This is a genomic window from Frankia torreyi (assembly GCF_000948395.1).
In the GTDB taxonomy this organism is placed as follows: domain Bacteria; phylum Actinomycetota; class Actinomycetes; order Frankiales; family Frankiaceae; genus Frankia; species Frankia torreyi.
The window spans coordinates 26,061-50,477 of sequence record NZ_JYFN01000033.1 but is presented as its reverse complement, the minus strand read 5'-3'; the positions used below and the strand labels follow the sequence as shown (position 1 = coordinate 50,477).

Genomic DNA, 24,417 nt, shown 5'->3' with positions numbered 1-24,417 from the left:
ACCGCCCAGACCTGGGCACGGGGCCGATTCGTGGTCGGTCGATTCGTGGTCGGCCGATCAGTGGTCGGCCGATCAGTGGGTGGCAGGGAACATCTCCCGCTGGGCCCGGGCGGCGCGCTTCGCCGCGTACATGTCTGCGTCGGCGTGGCGGACGACGAGGTCGGGATCGCGCGGTTCGGCCCCGCCACCGACGGCGCGCGAGGACGCCAGCCCCACGGTCGCCCCGACGACGATGGCGTGGCCGGCCGAGAGGATCGGGGCCGCGACGGTCTCGCGTACCCGCTGGGCGATGTGCCGCAGGGCATCGGCGTCGACGTCGGGCAGCACCATGACGAACTCGTCGCCGCCGAGACGGAACACCGTGCCGTCCGGCGGTTGGGCCCGCAGCACCTCGGTCAGCCGGGCCGCGATGATGCGCAGCACGTCGTCGCCCGTCTGGTGGCCGAAGGTGTCGTTCACGGGCTTGAAGCGGTCGAGGTCGACGAGCAGGATCGCGAAGGGCGACCGCTGCTCGGTGAGGTGGTCGAGCAGCTCGGTGAGTGCTACCCGGTTCGCCAGTCCCGTCAACGGGTCGCGGGTCGCCCGTTGCCGCAGTTGCTCCTGGAGCTGGCGCCGCTCCCCGACCTCGTGGCAGGTCAGCAGCAGGCCGCCGTCCAGGTAGCCCGGCCCGGAGGCGGCCCGCCAGGCGGTGGCCTCGATGTCGAACCACCGGTACCCCCCGTCGGCCGTGCACAGTCGGACGTCCAGCAACGACGCCGGGTTACCTCGAAGCCGTTCGTCGAGGAAGCCCCGCATCCAGTCCCGGTCCTCGGGATGGACGAGCTCGAGCAGGGGCAGCCCGATCCTGGTCTGGACCGGGTAACCCAGCAGGCTCTCGATCGCGGAGCTGATGAATGTCGGGAAACCGGCCCGGTTGAGGTTGATGATGATGTCGTGCGACTCGTGCAGCAGGGTCTGCAGCCGCGCGCCGTCGCGCCGAATCGCCTGGTCCTCCCGCAGGATCGCGCGCATCAGCCCCGCCACGGTGACGACGACGATCGCGACGAGCAGCAGGTCGCTGAGGGCATGGTTGGGCCGCGGCCCCTCCGCCGCTCCTCGGCCGTCGCGCCGCACGACGAGGTACGCCGGCATGGGACTCGCGGGGATCCTGGTGGCCACCGCGACGCGACCGCCGCCGCGGCTGTCCCGCACCGTCACGCGCCGGCTGTGCCCGGGCGTGATCGGGCGCAGCTCGCCGGGGTCGACGACGGTCCGTCCGACCGTGGCGGCGTCGTTCGACATCGCCACCCGGCCGTGCTCGTCGACGACACTGATCGTCATGCCGAGGTCCAGGGCGGCCGCGCCGGCGGCCGCCGCGGTTGTTCCCCGCCCGAGGGTGCGGGCCATCTCCGCAGCCGGCGACCCGTGCAGCGTCCGGCCCAGCACCAGGAACGCGGCGCTGCGACCGGCGCGCCGGACGGGCACGATGCTGTAGATCCGGGCCCCGCCGGCCTCGTCGAGGACCGGGAAGCTCAGTCCGCCGTCGCGGACGGACGCCCAGATCCGGCTGTGCGCCGGGAACGGCACCGCCGCCCCGGGCGGCTGGACCGCCCGGGGGTGGCCGTCGAGGTCGACGAGGGCGAGCAGGGTGCCCGGCATGGACAGGCTCGGCCCGGCGACGGCGGCCAGCGTTCGGGCGTCGGCCGTGGGGTCCGTCAGCGACCAGGGCAGCCGGGAGACCGGGTCGATGAGATGCCGGGGCCGGCTCAGGTCGGCCGCGAACCCGGCGAGGCGGAGGGAGAGGGCATCGCTGTCGGCCACCCGCTGGGCCTCGGCTCGCCGCCGGTTGGCGTTCTCGATCTCCAGGGTGACCATGGTGGTGGTCAGGATCACCGCGCCCAGGACCAGCAGCGGGAACGCCCGGGAAAGGTGGGCGCGGACGTTGGTCCGCCGCTGCCGGGACAGCCGCCCCGGGTTCAACCGACCCCGCGGCCCGAGCTGGGACGCCGCCGCCGCGCCGTCGGCCATCTCCCCGGGCTCGGTTCCGGGGCGGGGTCCGGCCGGCTCGGCCGGGACCGGGGCCACGGCGGACGCCGGCCCCGCCGGCGCGGGATCGAGGTCGTCCGCGGTGCCGTCGAGGAGCTCGACCACGAGCGGCTCGGAGATCGCGAACTCCGCGGCGTCCGCCCCGACCAGTCCGGGCTCTTCGACGGCCCCGGGCTCTTCGACGGCCCCGGGCTCTCCGACCGAGCCGGGCGGGCCCGGTAGCGCCACCGCATATCGCCCAGGGCCGACCTGCTTCGCCCGGTACATCGCCTGATCGGCAGCCCACAGCAGCCGCTCGGGTCGGCACGGGCCGGCACCCGCCAGGGCCAGCCCCACGCTCGCGCCGACCCGCACCTCGTCCCCGTCGACGAGGATCGGCTGACCCACCGCCCGGATGATCCGGGCGGCGACCGCCCGGGCGGCGGACTCGTCGGTGTCGCGTAGCAGGATGCCGAACTCGTCGCCGCCGAAGCGTCCACCGGCGTCCGTCGGGCCGAGCTCGGAACGTAGCCGCATGCCCACCGTCTGCAGCACCTGGTCGCCGGCGGCATGCCCGAAGGTGTCGTTGACCTGCTTGAACCGGTCGAGGTCGACGAACAGGACCGCGATCGAACCGGCCGGGCGTGCGGACGCGGCAGAGGCGGCGGACGCGGCAGAGGTGGCGGACGCGGCAGAGGTGGCAGATGGAGCAGAGGTGGCAGATGGGACAGAGGTGGCAGATGGGGCAGAGGTGGCAGAACCTGCGGTGGCGGTGGCGAGCTCCTCCTCGAAGGTCGACCGGTTGAGCAGCCCGGTCAGCACGTCGTGGCCGGCCTGGTAGCCGAGCTGGTCGAGCAGCCGCTTGCGTCTGCCGACGGCGTGGCAGGTGATGAGGACCTCGGGCGCGCCGGCGCGCTGCGGTAGCCGGCGCGCGGCGACGTCGAACCAGCGGTCGGTGCCGGCGGCCCGGGTGAGCCGGACGTCGAGCAGTGATCCCGCGGTCGGATTCTCGACCAGGCGCAGCAACCGTGCGGCATCGTCGGGATGGGCCAGTTCGGTCACCAGCCGTCCCAACCAGGGTTCGTCCGGGTGGCCGAGCAGGGGGACGATGGCCGGGCTGACGAAGGTGAGCCGGCCGGCCGGGTCGGTGACGAGGACGATGTCGTGCGCCGCCGCGAACAGCGCCCGCAGCCCCGTCCGGCTTCGCTGGGCGGCGGCCTCGCGCAGCAGCCCGAGGAAGACGATGCACAGCACGCCGGTCAGTGCGACCGCCAGCAGCGTCAGGTTGCGCCGGTCGCCTCTGGCCCGCAGGTCGGCGTAGAGCGACTCGGTGGGCTGTTGGAAGTAGGTGAGATACCCGGTCGCCGGCTGCGGCGCGGTGATGTGGATGATCGTCCCGCCGGGGCCGGATGTGCGCCAGATCCGCGGACCGCCGCCGGGGGCATGGGAGGGGCGCAGCTCCGCGGCCGACAGGATCCGCCGGCCGGGCAGCGCCGAGTCGGTGGAGGCGATCGGGACGCCGTTCTGGTCGATCGTCGACACACTGCCGCTGCCGGCTCCGAGCATGGTCGCGATGCCGCTCGAGAGCCGAAGGTTGATCTCCTGGGTGGAGACGGCCACCAGGACGGCCCAGGGCCGCGGCGATCCGATCGGCACCACGGTGGCGCGGACCGGCGCGCCTGCGAGCGTGAAGACGGGGGAGACGGCGCCCCGGCCGGCCCACGCCGACGACAGGGCCGGGCCGAGGTCGCGGGGGGCCACGGCGCTGCCCCACGGGTACGCGGCGGTGACGGTGCCGGCCCGGTCGAGCAGGGCCAGCAGCCGGGCGACGTCGCCTGACGGTGAGAGCTGCAGGCCGGGGAGGAGACTCGCGTTGGTAGCGCGGTCGTCCGGCCGGAAGGGGACGCGCGCGACCGCGGCCGACAGCCCCGTGGGGGCGTCGGCGTCGGACTCCCACTGCGCGAGGCGTTCGACGAGCCCTGCCCGGGCCGCCAGCCGCGACGCCTCCTCCCGGTGCAGCAGGTTGGCGCCCACATGGAGGGCCAGGGTTCCGAGCACCAGGATGGCCAGCAGGATGGCCAGCGGCGAGAGGAATCGCCGCCGGGGAGCCGGCCTGCGGCGGGCCGGCCTGCGGCGGGCCGCGATCACGGCCATGACGCGGCCGAGTGATCGTCGCCCTCCGATCCGGCCACCTCTGATCATCTTTCGCGCCCCGCCCGACAACGCTGCCCGGACTCGACGGATCTCACCGTGAGTAAACGTATTCTGATTTCCGGGAGACGAATCCTCCCGGTTGTGGGTGAGCATACGAGTATCCGCGCCGCGAGTTTCATCGGCCGCCGCGCATCCGGTATCGGCCGGGCCCGCGCGTGTGCGGCGCGCAGCAATGGGACGCGTGTCCGCGCATGCCGGTCCGCCGGTTCGGATTCTCTGCCGGCGGAATGGTGGATACGGACAGTTGTCTAACAGATACTTTCCGTCGATCACGACGAGAGTTGGTCCTGGTAGCGTCAACCTTGGGTGTTCGACCGTGACGTAAAGTATTGCGCTGGCGGCGAATTGTTGTCGTGATGCTGCCACCGCTCGCGATCGTGCTGGCAGGGTCGCTGTTACTTTCGGTGTTCCTTGGGACTCTCCGTAGCACCCGGGAGGTCTAGCCCGTTCGAGCATCGCACAGCATGATCACAGGATCACGGCGTGCATTGAGCCTCCGTCGAGGATCCTTTCGGGCCCGACGCCCTCGCTCCGCGGCGGGCCCGTGCAGGCGGCCCCGTGCCGGCGGGCGGGNGCCCTGGTCCGCCCGCCCCGTGCGGGCGACGCCGGAGTGGATCGCCCGCCCGCCCGCGTCCGTTCCCGGTGCTTCGATCCATCGCGGTCCGGCCGTCCTGTAAATGCGCGATCCGGCCTCCGAAGATGGGCCGCGAATTGTCCGGAAGGCGGTTATATCCCGCCGGGAGGGCGGTTTCTCTGGTGGCCGTCGGGTGGCGGCAGCCAATATGTTGTTCTCGTTTACGGGATCGGGTAGACCCGCCGCCGGAGGGCGTGCCGGCCGCCGGGTCTCCCGTCGCCGCTCTCCCGCCGCCGAGGGGGCCCGCAGCGGTGTGCGAGATGAGGAGTGGCGATGAGCTCGTCGATCGAGGCGCAGCGGCCCACCGTGGCCCCGCGGTCGTCTCCCGGCCGGACGCATGAGGTGACGAACCAGCCGCCGCCGCTGGTCGGCCACGACGCGTCCGCGGATCCGGCGCTGCTGGCGGCGCTGGTCCGGGAGGGCGCCGGCTGGCACGCGGACGCCCTGCGCCGCCTGGGCCGGCTGGCGGGCACCGAACAGGCTCGGCGGTGGGCGGAGGAGGCCGACCGGTTCCCGCCCGAGCTGCGCACGCACGACCGCTACGGCAACCGCGTCGACGAGGTCGACTTCCACCCGTCCTGGCACGCGTTGCTCGAGGTGGCCGTGCGGGAGGGGCTGACCGGGGCGCCATGGACGGACCCGCGCCCGGGCGCGCACGTCGCGCGGGCGGCGAACATCCTCGTCTGGGGCACCGTCGAGCAGGGCCACCTGTGCCCCGTGTCGATGACCTACGCTGCGGTCCCGGCGCTGCGGGCCGCGCCCGATCTCGCGGCCAGATACGAGCCGTTGCTCGCCAGCCGGATCTACGACCCGGGGCTGCGTCCGCCGGAGGGTAAGGCGGGGCTGCTCGCGGGCATGGGCATGACCGAGAAGCAGGGCGGCTCCGACGTCCGGGCGAACACGACGACGGCGACGCCGGCCGTCGATGGCACCTACCGGCTACGGGGCCACAAGTGGTTCACCAGCGCGCCGATGAACGACGTCTTTCTGGTCCTGGCGCAGGCGCCCGGCGGATTGTCCTGTTTCTGGGTTCCGCGGGTGCTTCCCGATGGCAGCCGTAACACGTTTCGCATTCAACGACTGAAGGACAAGCTCGGCAACCGCAGCAATGCCAGCAGCGAACCGGAGTTCGACGACACCGTCGCCTGGCTGGTCGGTGCGGAGGGGCGTGGGGTTCGCGTCATCATCGAAATGGTGGCCATGACCCGGCTCGACGCCAGCCTCGGGTCCGCGGCCGGGATGCGGGCCGCGGTCACGGCGGCCGCGCATCACGTGCGCCACCGGCGGGCCTTCGGAACCCGGCTGATCGACGCCCCGCTGATGCGCAATGTGCTGGCCGATCTGGCCTTGGAATCCGAGGCGGCGACCACCTTGGTGTTGCGGGTCGCGGGAGCCGTCGACCGGGCGGCTCGCGGCGACCGCGACGAACAGGCGTTCAAACGCCTCGCGACGGCCGTGACGAAGTACTGGGTGTGCAAGCGGGCGCCGGGCGTGGCCGCGGAGGCCCTCGAATGCCTCGGCGGAAACGGCTACGTGGAGGAGTCGGGCATGCCTCGGCTCTACCGGGAGGCGCCCCTCAACGGGATCTGGGAGGGCTCCGGCAACGTCAATGCGCTCGACGTGCTCCGGGCGTTCGACCGTGAACCGGACGGCCTCGACGCGCTGTCCGTGCAGATCGAGGCGGCCCGCGGCGCGGACGCCCGGCTCGATCGGGCCTGGGACCGGCTGCGCGCGGAATTGCCGAGAGCGGCGGCCGATCCCTTCGCCGCGCGCCGTGTGGTCGAGCGGTTGGCGCTCGTTATGCAGGGTTCTCTGCTTGTTCGGCATGCGCCGCCCGCCGTTGCGGATGCGTTCTGTGCGAGCCGGATGGCCGGTGACGGGGGTCTCGCTTTCGGCACGTTGCCGTCGGGGGTTGATGTCGCAGGTATCCTCGACCGGATTGCTTCGGTGGATACCACTACCGATTCGGTCGGTGATATCCGTCACGGGCAGGATGATAGCGGAATCTCTTTGTAATTCCCTTGCGACGAATAGCGATGGATCGCCCCTAGCCTGGTAGGCGACTGCGCCCGGGGGGTTTCCATGATGTACTTCTGCCTGGCGGTTGCCGGGCTGATACTGATTGCAGGAGTTCTCGGTCTGCTCCGCGGACAGGCCGAGTGGGCATGGATCCCCGATCGCCGTCGGGCCGGGATTGTCACCGGCGCCGGATCGGTGGCTCTCGTTGCGTTCGGGCTGCTCGCGACGCACGGCGTCGGGACCGGCGACGGCAGCGATCACGATCCGGCCTCGAACAGCGTCTTCCTGGTCCCGCCCCGGTCCGGCTCGGCCTCGGCCACGCCCGGCCGCGGCGGCCAGCCGGACGCCCAGGTGCAGTCGGACGCCCAGGTGCAGCCGGACGCGATGAGGGGTGACAAGGCCTATGCCCAGCCCACCGATGACGTGACGACCGGCCGCGCGCCGGGCGGCTCGAACTACCCGCGGACCACCCCGTCCAGCCGGGCGCGGACCGGAACCCCGGGCCTGGTGGCGGGCGTGCCCCGCGCGCCCGCCGAGCCCCAGCGCGCCGGCGGCGCGAGCACGCCGCCGCGAGGGACCACCCGCCAGCCCCCGAAGACGGATCGGCCGCCGGCCGCCTCCCCCGCACGCCCCGGAGGCACGGTCGTCCGGACCAGCTCGCCCCCGCGCGGCGGCGGGTCGGGCACCGCACCCTCGACGCCCACCGGGCCCAGGGGCGGCCAGACCCCGACCGGCAACGGCAACACCGCCGGATCCGGCGGTTCCGGTTCCGGTTCCGGTGGTTCCGGGGGCTCCGGAAGCGGTGGTTCCGGTGGTTCCGGTTCGGGCGGATCGGGTGGGTCCGGTGGCTCGGGCGGTTCCGGATCCGGCGGCGGTTCGGGTGGGTCCGACGGGTCCGGCGGGGCGGGTGAGTCCGAGGGCCCCGGCAAACCCGTGCCGGGCAGACCTACGCCGAGAAGGCCCGTAACGAGCAGACCTGCGCCGAGTAAGCCCGTGAGCAAGCCCGCGCCGAGTAAGCCCGTGAGCAGACCTGCGCCGAGTAAGCCCGTGAGCAAGCCCGCACCGAGCAAGCCCGCACGGAGTAAGCCTGCACCGAGCAAGCCTGCTGCACCGAGCAAGCCCGCACCGAGCAAGCCTGCTGCACCGAGTAAGCCCACGACGGGGAGACCTGCAGCAGGACGGCCCGTGACGGCAAAGCCTGCGACGGGCAATTCCGAGGCGGGCAATTCCGAGGCGGGCAAGCCCGTGACGGAATCCTCCGGCGGGACGCGTCGCCCCACCGCCAGCTCGTCAGTGCCACGCGCCTCGGCGCGTCCCCAGCCGATTCCGCCGAGCAGCAACGGCTCCCCGCCCGGCGGGTTCGATGACGAGACCGACGGTCCGTCCACCACGAGGTCCTCGGGCGGAACCTCCCGTCGCGACGGCAACCGCCCCACCTACACCGCCCGCCCGACGCCCCCACCTGCGCCGACCGACGCGGGGAGCGACGGCGAAAGCGGGTCCGGCTGGTCAGGTGGCGCAAGTGGCGCAGGTGGGTCGGGTGGCGCAGGTGAGTCCGGTGGTGTTGGCGGTGGCTCCGATACAGGCACCGGAGGTTCCTCCGGCGGGGAAATCGGCACGGCCGCCGGCGCATCCGCCGGTTCCGAACGCGCGGGCTTGATCGTGCGACGTTAGGGTGCGTATCTACTTGTGATCAAGGACTGGCGTACGGGAGCACCGTGTTGGCCGGTGCCTGCCTCGGGCCGATCTTCATATCTGCACGTGATCGGTGAGGTACGGCATGCTCGGCCCGAGCCCGACATTGTTGATCATGGTGTTCCGCGGAACCGCACCACGCCGCCGACCCCGGCTCCGACTCCAGCTCCGCCGATCAAGGTGTTCCCTGACCGCGGAACCGCGCCACGCATCCTGCGGCCTGGCGGGTGCGGATCGCGCCGCGTCGCGTCCATAGGACGTCGGCTGGTGCCCCGGCACACCGACACGACGCTCATGGTATCGGTAGTACTACTCTAGGTGAGTTACGGTTCGGGCTCTCGTGGAGACGATGCGACCTGGGGGCCTGATGTCGGTGTTCGCCATGGCCATGGCGCTGCTCGCTGTCGCGGTGATGCTCGTCGGCATCGCCGGCACCCTACGCGGGCGGGTGGGCTGGGCCCGCATCTCCGGCCGGCGTCGCGGGTTGACCGTCGCGGCCAGCGGCTTCACGGTCGCCGTCACCGCCTTCGGCTTCTCCGCCCCCGCCGGTTCGGGCGGGGACGACGTCCGGCTCCAGACGACCAGCGCCACCGACACCCGGCTCGGTCTCGGCCACCAGCCGCAGCGCGACAACCCGCTCTGGCAGCCGGGCGGTGCGCCGGTCTCCCCCCTGCCGACGCTGCCATCGTTCCCCGCGTCGATCTACGGTTCACCCGACACCGCGGGCGGTGCCGCCGTCGCGGACGGCTCCGGACGGGCCGCACCGACGTATCCCGCCTTGTCTCGGGATGGTGCGCCCGACGGGAACGGCCTGGCCGCCGGCGATCCCGCCCGCGTTGGCCGGGGCGGGTACGCCGACCAGGACGAGGACGGGGAGCGCTTCGCCGCGGGCCTGGACGGCGAGTACCCCGGCACGGGCGGGTATTCGGAGGTTGGTGGGTATTCGGGAACGGGCGGGTACGCGGGAACGGGCGGGTATTCGGGAGCCGGCGGGTATCCGGGCGCCGCGGCCTATCCGGTCGGTGTCGGCGCCCCCGCCGGCACCGCGGCGCAGGGAGCCGCGCCGCGCGCCGGGTCTCGGGGCCCGGCCATGACTGGGGGAGCGTCGGCGGCGGGCGCGGGCACCGCATCGAGCGATCCGGCCGGCGTCACCCCGCGCACGCGGGGGCAGGGCCGGCCCACCGCGGGTCCCGGGTCGACATCCGCCGCGAGGTCCGGCTCAGTCTCCGACAGCCCTGCTGTTCTCGACAACCCTGCTGTTCTCGATGGGAGTGGTGTTCTCGATGGGAGTGGTGTTCCCGATGGGAGTGGTGTTCCCGATGGGCGGGGCGCAGCGGGCTCCCGCGGGGGCTCCGCCGGGAGCGGTGCCGGAGNGCGGCCCGCGGGTCCGGCGGCGTCGGGTGCCGGTCGGGCGTCGGCGCAGCCCGGCGAGGTGATCGGGCCGCTGCCGCAGGTGCGGGTCGACCCCGAGGTCCCGGGAGTCGGTGCGGGCTGCTCCGCGGACGTTTCCGCGTCGCTGGTCATGATCGGCGCCGCAGGGTGCTGATCGACGGCCCGGCCGGGACCGGTGGTCAGGCGGACGGCGCCGCCACCGCGCGTCGGGCCGCAACGAGGGCGCTCACCGCCGGGAGGTTCACCGAGCCCCAGGCGTCGAGCTGCGCGGGGAGCTCGGCGAGCGCCGAGTCGAGAACGAACAGCCCGGTGGTCGGGCAGGCCGCGCCGATCTCGACGAGCACGGGGCGCAGATGCACCTCCACGGCCAGGGCATGCTGCGGCGCGGCGGCCACCTGGACCGGGATGGCCGGCAGGCCGGCGAGCTCACCGCCGCCGATCTGGTCGAGGAGCAGCTTGAGCAGCCCGGTGTAGGTCGCCTTGTAGGTGGGCGTGGCGATGACGAGGACGTCGGCCGCCCGGATGGTGGCCAGAGCCGCCCCGACGGTCGGGTCGCCCCAGCCGAGCAGGCCGGCACCCAGCTCGCCGACCTCGATGACCTCCGCGGACGTCTCGAAGCCGCTCGCGGCCAGCGAGGTGGCGACGCGGCCGGCCACCGCCTCCGCGACCTGCCTGGTCCGGGAGGCCGCCTTCGGGTTCCCCACGACGCTGACGATCCGGCACGGTTCCATCGGGCTGCCTCCCTGTCCGATTGCGGGCCTGCCCGCGAGTCGCTGGAACCGACGGCGGCTGTGCCCGGTGTCGGCCGGCCGCAGTCTATCCGCGATTCATCGGTACACGGCAACAGTCGGGCCTGCATCAACCCGGACAGTTACTCGATGATGGCCGCTTTGTTGCGTCACTCGTGGCGCCCTCGGGCCACCCGGCGGACCGGCCGGATCGGGCCGCGCGGCGGGCATGCCGATCCGGCCCGGGCATCGGTGCCGGGGCCGGATGTGGCGGGGGTAAGGAAATGCCTGGTTTGGCGCTGGTTGAAGGCGGGAAGAGCGCGTCCGCCTCCCTCGAATGCCGCGCGGCGGTCAGCGGGTGTGGAGGGCGAAAGTGTAGAAGATGGCGAGCGGCCACAGCAGGGTCGCGACGAGGGCGGTGAAGAAACTGCTCAACGCGTGGCCGTCCCAGTCCGTGAAGTTCCAGTAGTCCTGGCTCGCGGTGATGACCACTCCAACGATGAGATAGAGAAGCGTACCGAGGCTGATGCTGCTGGTTCGGGTCCCAACCCGGGTGGCCATGACTGCTCCTTCAACGGGGGTGATACCTGACTGTCGCAGGATTACCCGCTATCAGCCCACCTACACGCACCTGTCCGGTTAGGCTTTATGCCGGAATACCCCTTCGGGGGTCAGGGGAGCGGGCCGGCCGGCGCCCGTCCGGGCGGACCGGCGAGGCGGGGCAGCGCATCGAGCGCGCCCCGGTGGCGGACCGTCCAGGCCGCCGCGGCGAGGCCCGCCTCGACGGCGGCCTCGACGAGGCCGGGTGGCCGGGTGGCCGAGGCGGGCGCGCGGGGCTGGGTTGCGTCGGCGTCGGTGTCCGCGGCGTCGGTGTCCGCGGCGTCGGTGTCCGCGGCGTCGGTGTCCGCGGCGTCGGTGTCCGTGGAGCGGGCGTCGGTGTCCGCGGCGTCGCCGGCGAACAGGACGTGGGTGAGCGCGGCGGTGAACGCGTCCGAGGCGGCGGTGGTGTCGACGACGGTCGTCGGATGGGCCGGGCGGGCCCATCCCCGGGTGCCGTCCCACACGGCGACCCCGTGTTCCGCCCGGGTGACGCACACCAGCGGCGTCGCGAACCGACGGCCGAACGCGGCCGCCAGCTCCGCCCCTGGGCCGGTGGCCGCCGGATCGCCGGCCGCTGCCAGCAGCAGCCTGGCCTCCTGCTCGTTCGGGGTGACGGCACTCACCCGGTCCCAGGGCAGGTCGACGAGGGCAGCCGCGGCGGACCGCTCGGGCGGCGCGGGATGGACGACCAGCGCCGTGCCGGCCGCCAGGGCGTGGTCGACGGCCGCCCGCACGGTCGCGGGCGGCGGGTCGAAGGTCACGATGACCGCGCGGGCGGAGCGGATGGCCTCCCGGGCGGGGGCCAGGTCGCCGGGGGTGAGCTCGACCGCCTCCGCCCAGCGGCAGAGGAACGCGGTGCGGCCGTCCGGGTGGGCGAGCACCACGCAGACCGGTGTCGCCGCGGCGGGACGGACCGCCATCATGGCCGGGTCGACCCCCTCGGCCCGCAGCGCCGCGAGCAGCTCACGGCCGGTCGTGTCCCCGCCGACGACGCCGACGGCGCGGACCGGCACGCCGCGGCGGGCGAGCGCCACCGCCTGGTTCAGGCCCTTGCCGCCCGGCCGGGTCCGCACGGCGTCGACCCGAAGATCGTCCCCCCAGGCCGGCAGCGTGTCCGTGGTGACGATGCAGTCGAGGCAGAACCCGCCGACGACCACCACGCCCGTCCCGCTCACCGGGCTCACGTTAGCCGGCCGGCCCCGGCTACGGCGTGCAGATGCCGTGCAGTCGGTGCGAAAGCCCCCGGGAGTAGAGGCTACTCAGACCGCGGATGAGCCCGGCGTCCCGAGCTGGGGTGTAACCCGGGTGTGGGCTGGTACGGCCTTCTTCGTGGCCCTCTCCTGTCCCGGTCGGACCCTTTTGTGAGTATGCGCAGGACCGCTCGGAACTTTTGTCGTGCCCCGACCTGCACGTCATTGTCGGCCACCCGATAACGTACCGCCGTGCCTATTCCCTATCCTGTCGCCGCGCGGGCGACCCCGCCACCGTTGCCGATCGTCCCGAACATTGCACCATCAAAATCCGTGCACCTCGGTCCGTCGAACGTCATGCTTCATTCCGACATATTTCCGTTCCTGGTCGTTCTGGTCGTCGTCCTGGCCGGCCTGGTCGTCGCCCGTGGACTGCGAACCGGCCTGGCCCGGCGGCGGCCCGGTCGGCCCGTCGGCGGTCAGACCGGCGACCATTCCGCTGCCTGCGCGACCAGTCCGGACCAGTCCGCTCCCTGGCCTCTGGCCCGCTTCGCGAGCGAAAGAATTCCGTTCGACAACCAACTGCTCGGCCGGACCGCCGAGGCGGCCAGCGCCCTCGTCGCCAGAATCTCCGCCTCGTCCAGATCGCGTGACCGCATCGCCGCCGACGCCTGGTAGAGGCACACGGCGGCGAGCGCGCCGGACGCCCGGGAGCGACCGAACAGATCGGCGGCCTCACCCAGCCGCTGTTGGCCCTCGTCCACAGCGCCCGCGGCGACAAGCGCCGCACCCCCGAATGTCGGCAGATAACCCGGATGAATGCCGTCGAGGCTGTAGCCCAACGAACCCTGAGGCAGCTTCGCGGCGATGGAGTCCGCCGAGCGCAGCACGGCCACGATGCCGTCCGTCGGCATGTGCCGGGCGGCCATGATGTGCGCCTCAGTGGTGATCGCGAGGATCGCGGTGTGCGCGTGCGGCGCCGCGGCCCGGGCGGTCCGGGCGAGCCGCAGGCCGTCGGAGGTGCTCTCGAAGGAGTAGGCCGCCAGTTCGGCCAGCACGACTCCGGCGTGGGCGGCGGTGGTGGTGTCCCCGACGTGTTTCGCGAGGACCAGCGCCGCCCGCGCCGCGATCGTCGCCCGGCTCGGTTGTCCGCTGTCGCCCTGGGCCACCGAGGTCATCAGGAGGATCCGGCCGTGCGCCCGCAGCCAGTCCTGGCGCAGGGCCGAGCCCAGCCGCCAGCGCCCGATGGTGCGGGCGTGGTGCTCGAGGGTGCCGAGCCGTTCGACGAGCTCCGCCGGCGGGGTGGTCTCCCAGCGGCGAGCGAGGGTCTCCAGCGTGGACTCGACCCGCTCCAGGGCCCCCCGGCTGTCCGCCGCCGAGGAGCTCATGTCGGCCGCACCGACACCGATGAGTGCACCGACGACGAGCGCGCTCGAGGTGACGAGCGTCCGGCGGTCCGTCGAGGCGTCCATGCGGCACTCCTGACGGTCGCGACCTGGCGGACCCGGCACGTGTACGGCATACCTGCACGTGCAGCCATGATGTTCTCCGCCCGAGGATCTCAACTCAGTAAGCCAACGATAACCGTTTAAGGTTCGCTATGTCGGCTCGGCGCTCACTTCGGGACTTTCGTCAGCCGTTTTCCCCCACCGTGGTGCTGTTGTGCACCGGATTTGCCGCCCGCCTGCCCGCGGTGGAGCTAAGTGGAACGGGCCGAAAGTCCGTCCAGGGCCTGCCGCAGATCGGCCGCGAGGTCGTCGGCCGATTCGATGCCGACCGAGAGCCGCACGAGCTCCGCCGGCACGGCGAGCGGCGAGTCCACGACCGACGCATGGGTCATGCTGGCCGGATGCTCGATCAGGGATTCCACCCCGCCGAGTGACTCGGCAAGTGTGAACAGTCGAGTCCGCCCGCACAGCTCGACCGCAGCCCGCTGGCCGTCCCGCAGCGTGAACGAGACCATCCCGCCGAAGTCGCGCATCTGTTTGGCGGCGATGCCGTGCCCGATATGACCGGGCAGGCCCGGGTAGTACACCGTGGCGACGGCCGGATGCGCCGCCAGCAGGGTGGCGATAAGGCGGGCGTTGGCGCAGTGCCGGTCCATCCGCACGGGAAGCGTCTTGATGCCGCGCAGTACGAGCCAGCAGTCGAACGGTCCGGGGACGGCGCCGGCCGCGTTCTGGAGGAAACGTAGCCGCGTGCCGAGTTCCGGATCGCTCACCACGATGGCGCCGCCCACGACGTCGCTGTGGCCACCGAGGTACTTCGTGGTGGAGTGCACCACGGCGTCGGCGCCGAGGGCCAGCGGCTGCTGAAGGTAGGGCGAGGCGAACGTGTTGTCCACGGCGAGCAGTGCGCCGGCGTCGTGGGCGAGCGCCGCGAGCGCCGCGATGTCTGCGATCGTCAGCATTGGGTTCGTCGGCGTCTCGCACCACACCAGCCGGGTCACGCCCGGGCGGACCGCGGCCCGGGTCGCCTCCAGATCGGTGAGGTCGACGCTGCTGTGCTCGACGCCCCACTCGCCGAGGACGCGGGCGATCAGCCGATAGGTCCCGCCGTAGGCGTCGGCCGGGATGATCACATGGTCGCCGGGACGGCACACCGTCCGTAGCAGCGTGTCGGTCGCCGCCATGCCGGCGGAGAAGGCGAGGCCCACGCGGCCGCCTTCCAGCGCGGCGAGGCAGGTTTCCAGGGCCGTGCGGGTCGGGTTCCCGGAGCGGGCGTACTCGTAGCCGCCGCGTAGGCCGCCCACACCGTCCTGGGCGAACGTCGAGGAGAGGTGGATCGGGGGGGCCACCGCGCCGGTGCCCGGATCGGGCTCCTGACCGGCGTGGATCGCGATCGTCTCGAACCCGTCGGCGAACCCGTCGGCGAACTCGTCGGTGTTCATGACGCCACGCTACGGCGCCACGGCCAGGAAACTGAGCAGGTCGGCGCGAGTGAGGATGCCGACCGGGCTGCCCTCGTCGTGCACCAGGACCGCCGGGTCGTCGCCGAGGACCGCGACGATCCTGGACAGCGGCTCGCCGACCCCCACCATCGGCAGCGGCGGGGACAGGTGATCGCTCACGGGAGAGTCGACGGCGGACCGGTCGGCGAAGACCGCGGCGAGCAGGTGACGCTCGATCACCGAGCCCGCCACCTCGGCCGCGCGCAGCGGCGGCTCGTGACGAACCACCGGCATCTGCGAGACGTTGTACTCGCGCAGGTAGGAGATGGCCGCGCCGACCGTCTCGTCCGGATGGACGTGCACCAGGTCGGGCGGGCCGCCGGCCTGCCCGCTCCGGTGGCTCTGCTCGCTTTTGTACCGCAGGGCGTCGGCGACGGTCGGGCCGTTCGACGGCGGCTCCAGAAAGCCGTACTCGTACATCCACTCGTCGTTGAAGATCTTCGACAGGTAGCCGCGGCCCGAGTCGGGGAGCAGGACGACGACGAGGTCGTCGGGGCCGAGACCGGCGGCGACGCGCAGGGCCGCCACCACGGCCAGCCCGCAGGACCCGCCGACCAGCAGCCCGCACCGCCGGGCGAGCTCCCGGGTCATCAGGAACGAGTCGCGGTCGCTGACCGCCTCCACCCGGTCGACGACCGTCTTGTCGTAGGTCGTCGGCCAGATGTCCTCGCCGACCCCCTCGACCAGGTAGGGCCGCCCGCTGCCGCCGGAGTAGACCGACCCCTCCGGATCCGCACCGATGATCTGCACGGCGCCGCCGGACACCTCCTTGAGGTAGCGCCCCACGCCGCTGATCGTGCCCCCCGTGCCGATCCCGGCGACGAAGTGCGTGACGCGGCCGTCGGTCGCCCGCCAGATCTCCGGCCCGGTGGTGGCCTGGTGCGCGGCCGGGTTGTGGGGGTTGGAGTACTGGTCCGGGCTCCACCCCCCCGGGGTCTCCCGGACCAGTCGACGGGCCACCTCGTAGTAGGAGCGGGGATCGTCGGGAGACACCGCCGTCGGGCAGACGACGACCTCCGCGCCGTACGCGCGCAGGACCGCCCGTTTCTCCTCGCTGATCTTGTCCGGCATCGTGAACACGCACCGGTAGCCCCGCCGCGCCGCCACCAGCGCCAGACCGACCCCGGTGTTACCACTGGTCGGTTCGATGATGGTGCCGCCCGGACGCAACTGACCCGCCTCCTCGGCGGCGGCGACCATCGTCAGCGCCACCCGGTCCTTCACCGAGCCGCCCGGATTGAGATATTCGAGCTTGCCCAGCACCGGCGCCGGGGTCTCGGCGATCCCCGGCGTCAACCGGACCAGGGGCGTGTCACCGACGAGGTCGACGACGTGGTCGTACACCTGCATACCGGTCATCCACCTATCGCTGCGGTCGGGAACGCGGGCCGGTCGTGTGTTGCGCGGGCCGGTCGTGTGTTGCCCGGGCCGGTCGGGCGATGCCCGGACCCTGCCGTGCCCGGGCCACTGCCGTCGACGGTAGCGAGTCGGACCCGCCGCCGCCCGCCACCCGCCGGATCCGCCGGGGTCTGCTGGTGAACTCGTGCCACGTGGGGTAAAGGTCGGCATCCCGTGGGTAAAGTTCCCCAGGCGACATCCGCCCGCGTTGCGGCCGACGCCCGCGGGCCTCGGCGACGACCGGTCCCGATTCCGGGAGAGAGTGCGGGTGGGCGAATGCGTGTCCTGCTCAACGTCATCTGGCTTGTGCTCTGCGGTATCTGGCTGGCCATCGGTTATGCCCTGGCGGCGCTGATCTGCTTCATTCTCATCATCACCATTCCGTTCGGCATCGCGTCGCTGCGGATGGCCAACTACGCGTTGTGGCCGTTCGGTCGGCGGGTCGTCGACCGTCCGGACGCCGGCGGGGCGTCCCTGGTGGGCAACGTTCTGTGGATCATTTTCGCCGGCTGGTGGCTGGCCCTCGGGCATCTCACCACCGGGATCGCGCTGTGTCTGACCGTGATCGGGATTCCACTCGGCCTGGCGAACTTCAAGCTGATCCCGGTGTCGCTGATGCCGCTGGGCAAGGAGATCGTGGACGTGGACAGCCCGGTCCCCGTCTGAGCGGCACGGCGGGGCGCGGCGCGGCGGGGCGTGGCGGTGGCCCGGCGGCGGGGCGGGGCACCGGGCCGGTGCGTGCGTCGGCCCGGTGCCGCCGGCTCGGTCGCCGCGGCCGTCCCGCTCAGCGGCCCAGCGCCGCCTGCAGGTCGCGGACGTGCTCCTGGGTCTGTTCGAGCAGGGGACGTAGCGCCTCGGCGACGTCGGCCAGCCCCAGTTCGTTGGCCTGGCCGAAACGCTCGCGGTAGCGGTCGAGCTGCTCGGACTCCAACCGGAGATCGTCCCGCAGCGCCTCCTGGGCCCCGCTCGACGGGTGGACCTGGGACACCTCGACGGTCGGCGTCCCGCCGAGGAAGGAGATCTGCTCGGCGAGGATCTGGGCGTGGCTGAGCTCCTGCGGCAGGTGCCGCTTGATCTCGTCGGCGACGTTCAGGTACTCGGCGCCCGTGATGACCGCGCCGTGCTGGATGTACTGGACGATCGACTGGTACTCGGAGCTGAGGTCGTCGTTGAGCAGCTTGACGAAGGTCTCCCGATCCATGCCCTGTGGCCTCCCCTGTCTGAAGTACTCCGCCGGGACGACGCGTCCGGGCGGTCTGAGCGGGATGCCCGTTCTCGGGTCGGTCATGCCTCCACGGCACCTCGTGGCCGGTCCGGAACCCCGACGGGTCCGGTCCGGGCCGGTCCGGGCCGGCCCGCCGGTAGCCGGCGCACCGTCACCGGCCGCGGCCGCGGCGCTTGCGTTCCGGCCCGGCGAGGATGTCGGGCTCGGCGCCGGACGCCTTGGCGACCCGGCGCCCGCGGGCATTGTCCGCGGCGGCGGCGCGCGTGGCCTCCGGGGCTCGTCGCTGGCGCGCCTCGATCACGGGGGTGGGGCCGGTCGGGGCCGAGTGCAGGGCGTTCTCCGCCGGGTAGGGCAGCGGGCCCGGCGCGCTCCAGCCGGCGGGGCTCGGCTGCTCGGCGACGAGGTCGCTGAACGCGACGATCGGCCGGTCCCGGCGGTGGTGATGACCTCCGCGGTGGCCCTGCCGCCGCTGGATCGGCGCCGTGGCCGGATCCCCGGACTCGGTCGACGCCCCCGGCATCCGCTCGGACTCCTCGGCCGGCCCACGGGTCTGGAACCAGCCGAAGTGCGCGTTCTTCCCGCGGAGCACCGCGTTCTCGGAACGGACGATCACCAGGAGCGCGGTGGCGAAGGCGGCTCGCATGCGGGCCTCGACGAGCTGCCGTTCGAGGTCGGCGACGTAGGCCGGATCGACGGCCCCGTCCGACACCCGGTCGGCGTCCGAGTCGCCCGGCGGCCCGAACGCCTGAAGATGCAGCGGCCGGCACCGCTCGAGCTGCGCCGTCCGCTGCGACTGATCCTCCGGATACAGCAGCTCCACGTAGTTCTCGATGACGTTCCAGTCGATCTGCTTCTCGCCCCGGAACTGGCGGCTGAGATCGCGTGCCCGCGCGCGCCGGATCTTGATGTCCTCGCTGTCGGACCAGACTTTCCGCACCACCATCTCGTAACTCACCCGGTAAGGGTGGTTGAGTTCATGAAGATGGTGCAGCAGTGTGAGCTGACTGCTGTTCTCGAGTTCGGGTCTTGGTCCTCGAGGGCGAGCACCGGAAAGAGTCATCGACAGTCCATCCGATTGTAGTGACGGTGCGCCTGCGAGCGAACTGGCGTCGGCCTCCATTCCCCCTGCGACGTCACTACGGGTCATCGGTGTCCGGTCCCCCGGGGGGCGGCGCCCCGGGCATCGGTCGACGCGCAGCTCGCCCTGACACTATCGGTTCCTTTCCGCCATGGACCGGTGGTTGCGCACCTACGACTACGCGCGCCCATGCTCCGGTGTCAACTGTCCTGGTCCGGTGCTCCCGGGCCGGAATAATATGGCTCGTTGAGCCACTTCGCCGAAATCTGTTGCATCGACAACTCTGCCGGCGGAGTCGGGGGGCATGGGGCGAAGTCGCGTATCGGCGGCCGGCGTCGGACCCGGTGCGCTACCGTCGGGCCTGCCTGCCGTGGGCATGCGGAGGATCCGGCTCCGGCAGCGATCATCATCGCTCTTCCGGGGCGGTTGGGTGGACTCGGGGTATCGCCGGCCGTCAAAGCGGCCCCGGGAAGCACCTTCCGCCCAAGAATTCCGGTCCGGAATGAAATCCGCCCGGCGGCCGGCGGTAATTCGGTGGGCCCTGGTCGCGGCCGGGCGTGGCACGCGGGGCCGGCAGTCGGCCGGCGGGCCGCCGGCCGGTGATCGCGAGGCGGTCGCGCTCGATCGGAAACGCCTTGACCTGACGTTGGGTTGAGGCCGTAAGGTCGCCACGCGTCCATGACGCGTCACCTGCCGTCAGGCGGAGCGTGCGACCGCTGTCCCGTCACCCAGGCACCCGGCGGTGGATCATGGGGGTCGCCGCCCGCCGTGGCCGTCATGACGGTGGGAGGCCTGCTCGGCGTCTCCGTGACGGCTGCGGGACGCCATGGTCTACCGGGTATCGCCGCCGCACGAGAGGGACCGCATGCTCATCCGACTTCTGCGGGCGCATCTGGCCCGCTACCGGCGGCCCATCGCGATCCTCGTGACCCTGCAACTGGTCTCGACGATCGGCATGCTGTACCTGCCGACCCTGAACGCCGACATCATCGATCACGGGGTGGTGGTCGGCGACACGGGTTACATCCTGCGCATCGGCGCACTCATGCTCGGCGTCAGCATCGTGCAGCTCGTCTGCGCGGCCGCGGCGGTCTTCTTCGGCGCGCGCACGGCGATGGCGATCGGGCGGGACCTGCGGGGGGCGGTGTTCGACCGGGTGCAGGCGTTCTCGGCCCGCGAGGTCGGCCGCTTCGGTGCTCCCTCGCTCATCACCCGGGCGACCAACGACGTCCAGCAGGTGCAGATGCTGGTGCTGCTCAGCTTCACGCTGATGGTCTCCGCGCCGATCATGTGCATCGGCGGGATCATCCTCGCGGTGAACCAGGACGCCGGGCTGTCCCTGCTCCTGGTCGTGATCGTCCCGATCCTCGCGGTCATCATCACGCTGATCGTGCGGCGGATGCGCCCGCTCGGACGGGCCATGCAGGAACGTCTGGACACGGTCAACCGGATCCTGCGCGAGCAGATCACGGGGCTGCGGGTCATCCGGGCCTTCGTCCGCGACGACCACGAACGGCAGCGGTTCGGGGTGGCCAACGCCGAGCTGACCGACGTCTCGCTGCGTTTCGGCCGCCTGATGGCACTGATGTTCCCGCTCGTGCTCACGATCGTGAACTTCTCCAGCGTGGCCGTGCTCTGGTTCGGGGCGCACCGCATCGACGCGGGCCACATGCAGATCGGCGCGCTGACCGCGTTCCTCAGCTATCTCATGCAGATCCTCATGTCGGTCATGATGGCGACGTTCATGTTCATGATGATCCCGCGCGCGGAGGTCTGCGCCGAGCGCATCCAGGAGGTCCTGGCGACGGACTCCTCGCTGCGGCCGCCGGACAACCCGGTGCGCGAGCTGCGCGCCCACGGGCTGCTGGAGCTGCGGGGGGTGGGCTTCCACTACCCGGGGGCGGAGGATCCGGTGCTGCGCGGCGTCAGCCTCACCGCCCGCCCCGGCCAGACCACCGCCGTCATCGGCAGCACGGGCAGCGGGAAGACGACCCTGCTCGGCCTCGTCCCGCGGCTCGCCGAGGCGACCGAGGGCGCCGTGGTGGTCGACGGTGTCGACGTGCGCGACATCGATCCCGCCGTGCTCGCGCGCACCGTCGGCGTCGTGCCGCAGCGGCCCTACCTGTTCTCCGGGACCATCGCGTCGAACCTGCGCTACGGCAAGCCCGACGCCACCGACGACGAGCTCTGGCGGGCCCTGGAGACGGCGCAGGCGAAGGAGTTCGTCGAGGCGATGCCGGACGGGCTCGACGCCCCGATCGCGCAGGGCGGCACGAACGTCTCCGGCGGGCAGCGCCAGCGGCTCTGCATCGCCCGGCTGCTGGTCCACCGCCCCGAGATCTACCTGTTCGACGACTCGTTCTCGGCCCTCGACTACGCCACCGACGCCCGCCTGCGCGCGGCACTCGCCCGGGAGACGGCCGACGCCACCGTCGTGATCGTCGCCCAGCGGGTGGCCACCATCCGCGACGCCGACCAGATCGTCGTGCTGGAAGGCGGCGAGGTGGTCGGGGTGGGCACCCATCACCAGCTCATGGCCGACAACCCGACCTACCGCGAGATCGTGCTCTCGCAGCTCACCGAACAGGAGGCGGCGTGAGCGGGACCGCTCCGACCCCGGCACCGCGCCGCGGCCCGGCCCCGATGGCCGGGCCGGCGCGTTTCCTCGGCGGTCAGGGTGCCGCCGAGAAGTCCGCGGACTTCGCCGGTTCGAGCCGGCGGCTGCTGCGCCTGCTGCGGCCGCAGCGGCTGCTGCTGACGGTCGCGGTCGGGTTGGCGACGGTGAGCGTCGGGCTCACCGTGACCGGACCCCGGCTGCTCGGCCATGCCACCGACCTGGTGTTCGCGGGGATCTTCAGCCGGCGGCTGCCCGCCGGGACGACGAAGGAGCAGAACGTCGCCGCGCTGCGGGCCGCCGGGCACGGCACCCAGGCCGACCTGCTCGCCTCGCTGGACGTCACCCCCGGCCGCGGGATGGACTTCGGCGCGATCGGCACGGTGCTGCTGTGGGTCGCCATCATCTACGCCCTCGCCGGGATCTGCGGCGTGCTGCAGGCCCGCCTGACCAACCTGGCGATCCAGCGGGTGATCGGCGAGCTGCGCGAGGACGTGCAGCGGAAGATCTCGCGGCTGCCCACCCGCTACTTCGACAGCCAGCCGCGCGGGGAGGTGCTCAGCCGGGTCACCAACGACATCGACAACCTCGGTCAGAGCCTCCAGCAGAGCGTGTCGCAGATCGTCGTCTCGGGGCTGACCATCCTCGGCGTGCTGGCGATGATGTTCTGGATCTCCTGGCTGCTCGCCCTGATCGCGCTGGTGACGGTGCCGCTGTCGGTCGTGGTGGCCACGCGAGTCGGCAAGCTCGCCCAGCCGCAGTTCGTCGCCCAGTGGAAGATCACCGGCCGGCTCAACGCCCACGTCGAGGAGATGTACACCGGGCACACCCTCGTCCGCGCGTTCGGCCGTCAGGAGGAATCGGCGCGGACCTTCCAGGAATACAACGAGCAGCTGTACACCGCCAGTTGGCGGGCCCAGTCCATCTCCGGGTTCATGCAGCCGGCCATGATGTTCATCGGCAACCTCAACTATGTCCTGGTCGCCGTGATCGGCGGGCTTCGGGTGGCCTCGGGGGCGCTGTCGATCGGCGGCGTCCAGGCGTTCATCCAGTACTCGCGCCAGTTCAGCCAGCCGCTGTCGCAGGCCGCCAGCATGGCGAATCTCGTCCAGTCCGGGGTGGCCTCCGCCGAGCGGGTGTTCGACCTGCTGGACACCGCCGAGCAGGAGCCCGACCCGCAGGCGCCGGCACGGCCCGAGCGGCTGCGCGGCCGGGTCACGTTCGAGCACGTCGCGTTCCGCTACAAGCCGGACAAGCCGCTGATCGAGGATCTGTCCCTGATCGCCGAGCCGGGCCACACGATCGCGATCGTGGGCCCCACCGGAGCGGGTAAGACGACGCTGATCAACCTGCTGATGCGCTTCTACGACGTGACCGCGGGGCGGATCACCCTCGACGGCGTCGACATCGCGGCCATGACCCGCGACGAGCTGCGCGCCCAGATCGGCATGGTGCTGCAGGACACCTGGCTGTTCGGCGGCACCATCGCCGAGAACATCGCCTACGGCGCCGAGGGTGTCACCCGTGAGCAGGTCGTGGCGGCGGCCCGGGCCGCCCACGTCGACCGGTTCGTCCGCACCCTGCCGGCCGGTTACGACACGGTGCTCGACGACGAGGGGACCGGTGTCAGCGGCGGCGAGAAGCAGCTCATCACCATCGCCCGCGCGTTCCTGGTCGAACCACTGATCCTGGTCCTCGACGAGGCCACGAGCTCGGTGGACACCCGCACGGAGGTCCTCATCCAGCAGGCGATGTCGACGCTGCGGGCGGGCCGGACCGCCTTCGTCATCGCCCACCGGCTGTCGACCATCCGCGACGCCGACACGATCCTCGTGATGGAGAACGGGGCGATCGTCGAACAGGGCGATCACACCGGCCTGCTCGCCGCGGGCGGCGCGTACGCCCGGCTCTACCAGTCGCAGTTCGCCGAGGCCGCCGTGGAGATCTAGGGCGCGGGAGATCTAGAGCGCGGGAGATCCAGCGCGCGGGAGGACTAGCGCGCGGGAGAAGCGAGCGCGCGGGAGAGCTAGCGCGCGGACGCCGGCAGGCCGGCCCGCGACCGGCAGGTCTCCAGATGCGCCTTGAGGCTGGACAGCGTCGAGGGCCACCCGCTGTAGAGGTCGTGGTCGGCGCCGTCGCGGATCTGGTCGTGCACGACGGTGAGCCGGCAGGCATCGCCCACGGTCTCGATGGCCCAGGTCACGCGGGTGATGCCCGCGTCGCGCACGTCGTCACTCCACAGCGCGACCGTGCGCTGGACCAGCCGCCGGGGCGGTACGACCTCCAGGTTGACGCCGGAACCGAGCCGCGCCCCGGTTCCCGGGTGGCGCAGCTCGAAGCCGGAACCGGGGGTCCAGTCCGAGGTCATCCGCGCGCCCAGGTCACGGGTGACGCTCGTGTCGGGCGCCGTGATCGCGGCCCAGAGACGGCACGCCGTGGTGCGGATGTAGATCTCGAACACCTTCTCCATCGGTCTCTCCCGACTGCGTGCGCGCTCGCTGTGCGTAACGGACTGGAGCGGCGTCCGCTCCCATCCTCCGGAGATGGCCGGGCGGCGGCAAGGGGCCGACGGGGGTCACCTTCGGGCCATTCGGGGCCCGATCGGCGGCACGACGGTGTACGGGCCGAAGCAGGGGAATGACGCCTGCGCGCCGAATGTCGGTCTCCGGTCGATTA

General features: G+C 72.2%; 15 protein-coding genes. 4 read left to right on the top strand and 11 right to left on the bottom strand.

Features of this window, described 5'->3' with window-relative positions; genetic code table 11:
• Positions 1-72: 72 nt before the first annotated feature.
• Positions 73-4,158 carry a GGDEF domain-containing protein gene (locus FF36_RS19595; protein WP_242422637.1) on the bottom strand — a complete coding sequence of 1,362 codons (4,086 nt, stop codon included), beginning with the start codon at positions 4,156-4,158 and terminating at the stop codon, positions 73-75.
• A 967-nt stretch (positions 4,159-5,125) separates the two neighbouring features.
• On the opposite strand from FF36_RS19595, the gene FF36_RS19590 reads away from it, so the two are divergent.
• Positions 5,126-6,868, top strand: a complete 1,743-nt coding sequence (locus FF36_RS19590) for an isovaleryl-CoA dehydrogenase (RefSeq protein WP_044886570.1) — start codon at positions 5,126-5,128, stop codon at positions 6,866-6,868.
• Positions 6,869-7,326: 458 nt separating this feature from the next.
• Here FF36_RS19590 and FF36_RS34985 read toward each other — a convergent pair whose 3' ends face one another.
• The 7 genes from FF36_RS34985 to FF36_RS19550 all read right to left on the bottom strand — a co-directional run bounded on the left by FF36_RS34985 (position 7,327) and on the right by FF36_RS19550 (position 16,776).
• Positions 7,327-7,617, bottom strand: a complete 291-nt coding sequence (locus FF36_RS34985; protein WP_128423344.1) for a hypothetical protein — start codon at positions 7,615-7,617, stop codon at positions 7,327-7,329.
• A gap of 2,520 nt (positions 7,618-10,137) precedes the next feature.
• Positions 10,138-10,689 (bottom strand): NADPH-dependent FMN reductase, encoded by a 552-nt coding sequence (locus FF36_RS19575; protein WP_063897588.1) that lies wholly within the window; start codon positions 10,687-10,689, stop codon positions 10,138-10,140.
• A 348-nt stretch (positions 10,690-11,037) separates the two neighbouring features.
• Positions 11,038-11,247, bottom strand: a complete 210-nt coding sequence (locus FF36_RS19570) for a hypothetical protein (RefSeq protein ID WP_011602017.1) — start codon at positions 11,245-11,247, stop codon at positions 11,038-11,040.
• 110 nt (positions 11,248-11,357) lie between these two features.
• Positions 11,358-12,461 (bottom strand): carbohydrate kinase family protein, encoded by a 1,104-nt coding sequence (locus FF36_RS19565; RefSeq protein WP_157866966.1) that lies wholly within the window; start codon positions 12,459-12,461, stop codon positions 11,358-11,360.
• Positions 12,462-12,955: 494 nt separating this feature from the next.
• The gene (locus FF36_RS19560) at positions 12,956-13,948 is read right to left on the bottom strand and encodes a hypothetical protein (protein ID WP_044886568.1); all 993 of its coding nucleotides are present in this window, start codon (positions 13,946-13,948) and stop codon (positions 12,956-12,958) included.
• Between the two features lie 227 nt (positions 13,949-14,175).
• Complete coding sequence (locus tag FF36_RS19555; protein ID WP_044886567.1) at positions 14,176-15,366, bottom strand: cystathionine gamma-synthase; 1,191 nt, start codon at positions 15,364-15,366, stop codon at positions 14,176-14,178.
• A 9-nt stretch (positions 15,367-15,375) separates the two neighbouring features.
• Positions 15,376-16,776, bottom strand: a complete 1,401-nt coding sequence (locus FF36_RS19550) for a cystathionine beta-synthase (protein WP_044886566.1) — start codon at positions 16,774-16,776, stop codon at positions 15,376-15,378.
• Positions 16,777-17,100: 324 nt separating this feature from the next.
• Here FF36_RS19550 and FF36_RS19545 point away from each other — a divergent pair, with 324 nt between their 5' ends.
• Complete coding sequence (locus tag FF36_RS19545) at positions 17,101-17,490, top strand: YccF domain-containing protein (protein ID WP_044886565.1); 390 nt, start codon at positions 17,101-17,103, stop codon at positions 17,488-17,490.
• A gap of 118 nt (positions 17,491-17,608) precedes the next feature.
• On the opposite strand, the gene FF36_RS19540 is transcribed toward FF36_RS19545, so the two are convergent.
• Together FF36_RS19540 and FF36_RS19535 are read right to left on the bottom strand one after the other, a co-directional pair.
• Complete coding sequence (locus FF36_RS19540; protein ID WP_044886564.1) at positions 17,609-18,025, bottom strand: ferritin-like domain-containing protein; 417 nt, start codon at positions 18,023-18,025, stop codon at positions 17,609-17,611.
• A gap of 175 nt (positions 18,026-18,200) precedes the next feature.
• Entirely contained in the window at positions 18,201-18,992 is a 792-nt protein-coding gene (locus FF36_RS19535; RefSeq protein ID WP_242422636.1) for a hypothetical protein, read from the bottom strand.
• Positions 18,993-19,992: 1,000 nt separating this feature from the next.
• Here FF36_RS19535 and FF36_RS19530 point away from each other — a divergent pair.
• Together FF36_RS19530 and FF36_RS19525 are read left to right on the top strand one after the other, a co-directional pair.
• A complete protein-coding gene (locus tag FF36_RS19530) occupies positions 19,993-21,726 on the top strand; it encodes an ABC transporter ATP-binding protein (RefSeq protein ID WP_044886562.1) in 1,734 nt (577 codons plus the stop codon).
• Positions 21,727-21,770: 44 nt separating this feature from the next.
• Positions 21,771-23,690: an ABC transporter ATP-binding protein gene (locus FF36_RS19525; protein ID WP_044886595.1), complete on the top strand. Its 1,920-nt coding sequence runs from the start codon at positions 21,771-21,773 to the stop codon at positions 23,688-23,690.
• 77 nt (positions 23,691-23,767) lie between these two features.
• Here the strand turns inward: FF36_RS19525 and FF36_RS19520 are convergent, their stop codons facing one another.
• Positions 23,768-24,211 carry an SRPBCC domain-containing protein gene (locus FF36_RS19520; RefSeq protein ID WP_052681231.1) on the bottom strand — a complete coding sequence of 148 codons (444 nt, stop codon included), beginning with the start codon at positions 24,209-24,211 and terminating at the stop codon, positions 23,768-23,770.
• Positions 24,212-24,417 lie beyond the last annotated feature (206 nt).

What these genes read in the sequence shown, in the direction of transcription:
- FF36_RS19595 (WP_242422637.1), bottom strand. Translation starts at nt 4,158, where the DNA reads ATGGCCGTGATCGCGGCCCGCCGCAGGCCGGCCCGCCGCAGGCCGGCT.
- FF36_RS19590 (WP_044886570.1), top strand. Translation starts at nt 5,126, where the DNA reads ATGAGCTCGTCGATCGAGGCGCAGCGGCCCACCGTGGCCCCGCGGTCG.
- FF36_RS19575 (WP_063897588.1), bottom strand. Translation starts at nt 10,689, where the DNA reads ATGGAACCGTGCCGGATCGTCAGCGTCGTGGGGAACCCGAAGGCGGCC.
- FF36_RS19570 (WP_011602017.1), bottom strand. Translation starts at nt 11,247, where the DNA reads ATGGCCACCCGGGTTGGGACCCGAACCAGCAGCATCAGCCTCGGTACG.
- FF36_RS19560 (WP_044886568.1), bottom strand. Translation starts at nt 13,948, where the DNA reads ATGGACGCCTCGACGGACCGCCGGACGCTCGTCACCTCGAGCGCGCTC.
- FF36_RS19555 (WP_044886567.1), bottom strand. Translation starts at nt 15,366, where the DNA reads ATGAACACCGACGAGTTCGCCGACGGGTTCGCCGACGGGTTCGAGACG.
- FF36_RS19550 (WP_044886566.1), bottom strand. Translation starts at nt 16,776, where the DNA reads ATGCAGGTGTACGACCACGTCGTCGACCTCGTCGGTGACACGCCCCTG.
- FF36_RS19545 (WP_044886565.1), top strand. Translation starts at nt 17,101, where the DNA reads ATGCGTGTCCTGCTCAACGTCATCTGGCTTGTGCTCTGCGGTATCTGG.
- FF36_RS19540 (WP_044886564.1), bottom strand. Translation starts at nt 18,025, where the DNA reads ATGGATCGGGAGACCTTCGTCAAGCTGCTCAACGACGACCTCAGCTCC.
- FF36_RS19535 (WP_242422636.1), bottom strand. Translation starts at nt 18,992, where the DNA reads ATGGTGGTGCGGAAAGTCTGGTCCGACAGCGAGGACATCAAGATCCGG.
- FF36_RS19530 (WP_044886562.1), top strand. Translation starts at nt 19,993, where the DNA reads ATGCTCATCCGACTTCTGCGGGCGCATCTGGCCCGCTACCGGCGGCCC.
- FF36_RS19525 (WP_044886595.1), top strand. Translation starts at nt 21,771, where the DNA reads ATGGCCGGGCCGGCGCGTTTCCTCGGCGGTCAGGGTGCCGCCGAGAAG.
- FF36_RS19520 (WP_052681231.1), bottom strand. Translation starts at nt 24,211, where the DNA reads ATGGAGAAGGTGTTCGAGATCTACATCCGCACCACGGCGTGCCGTCTC.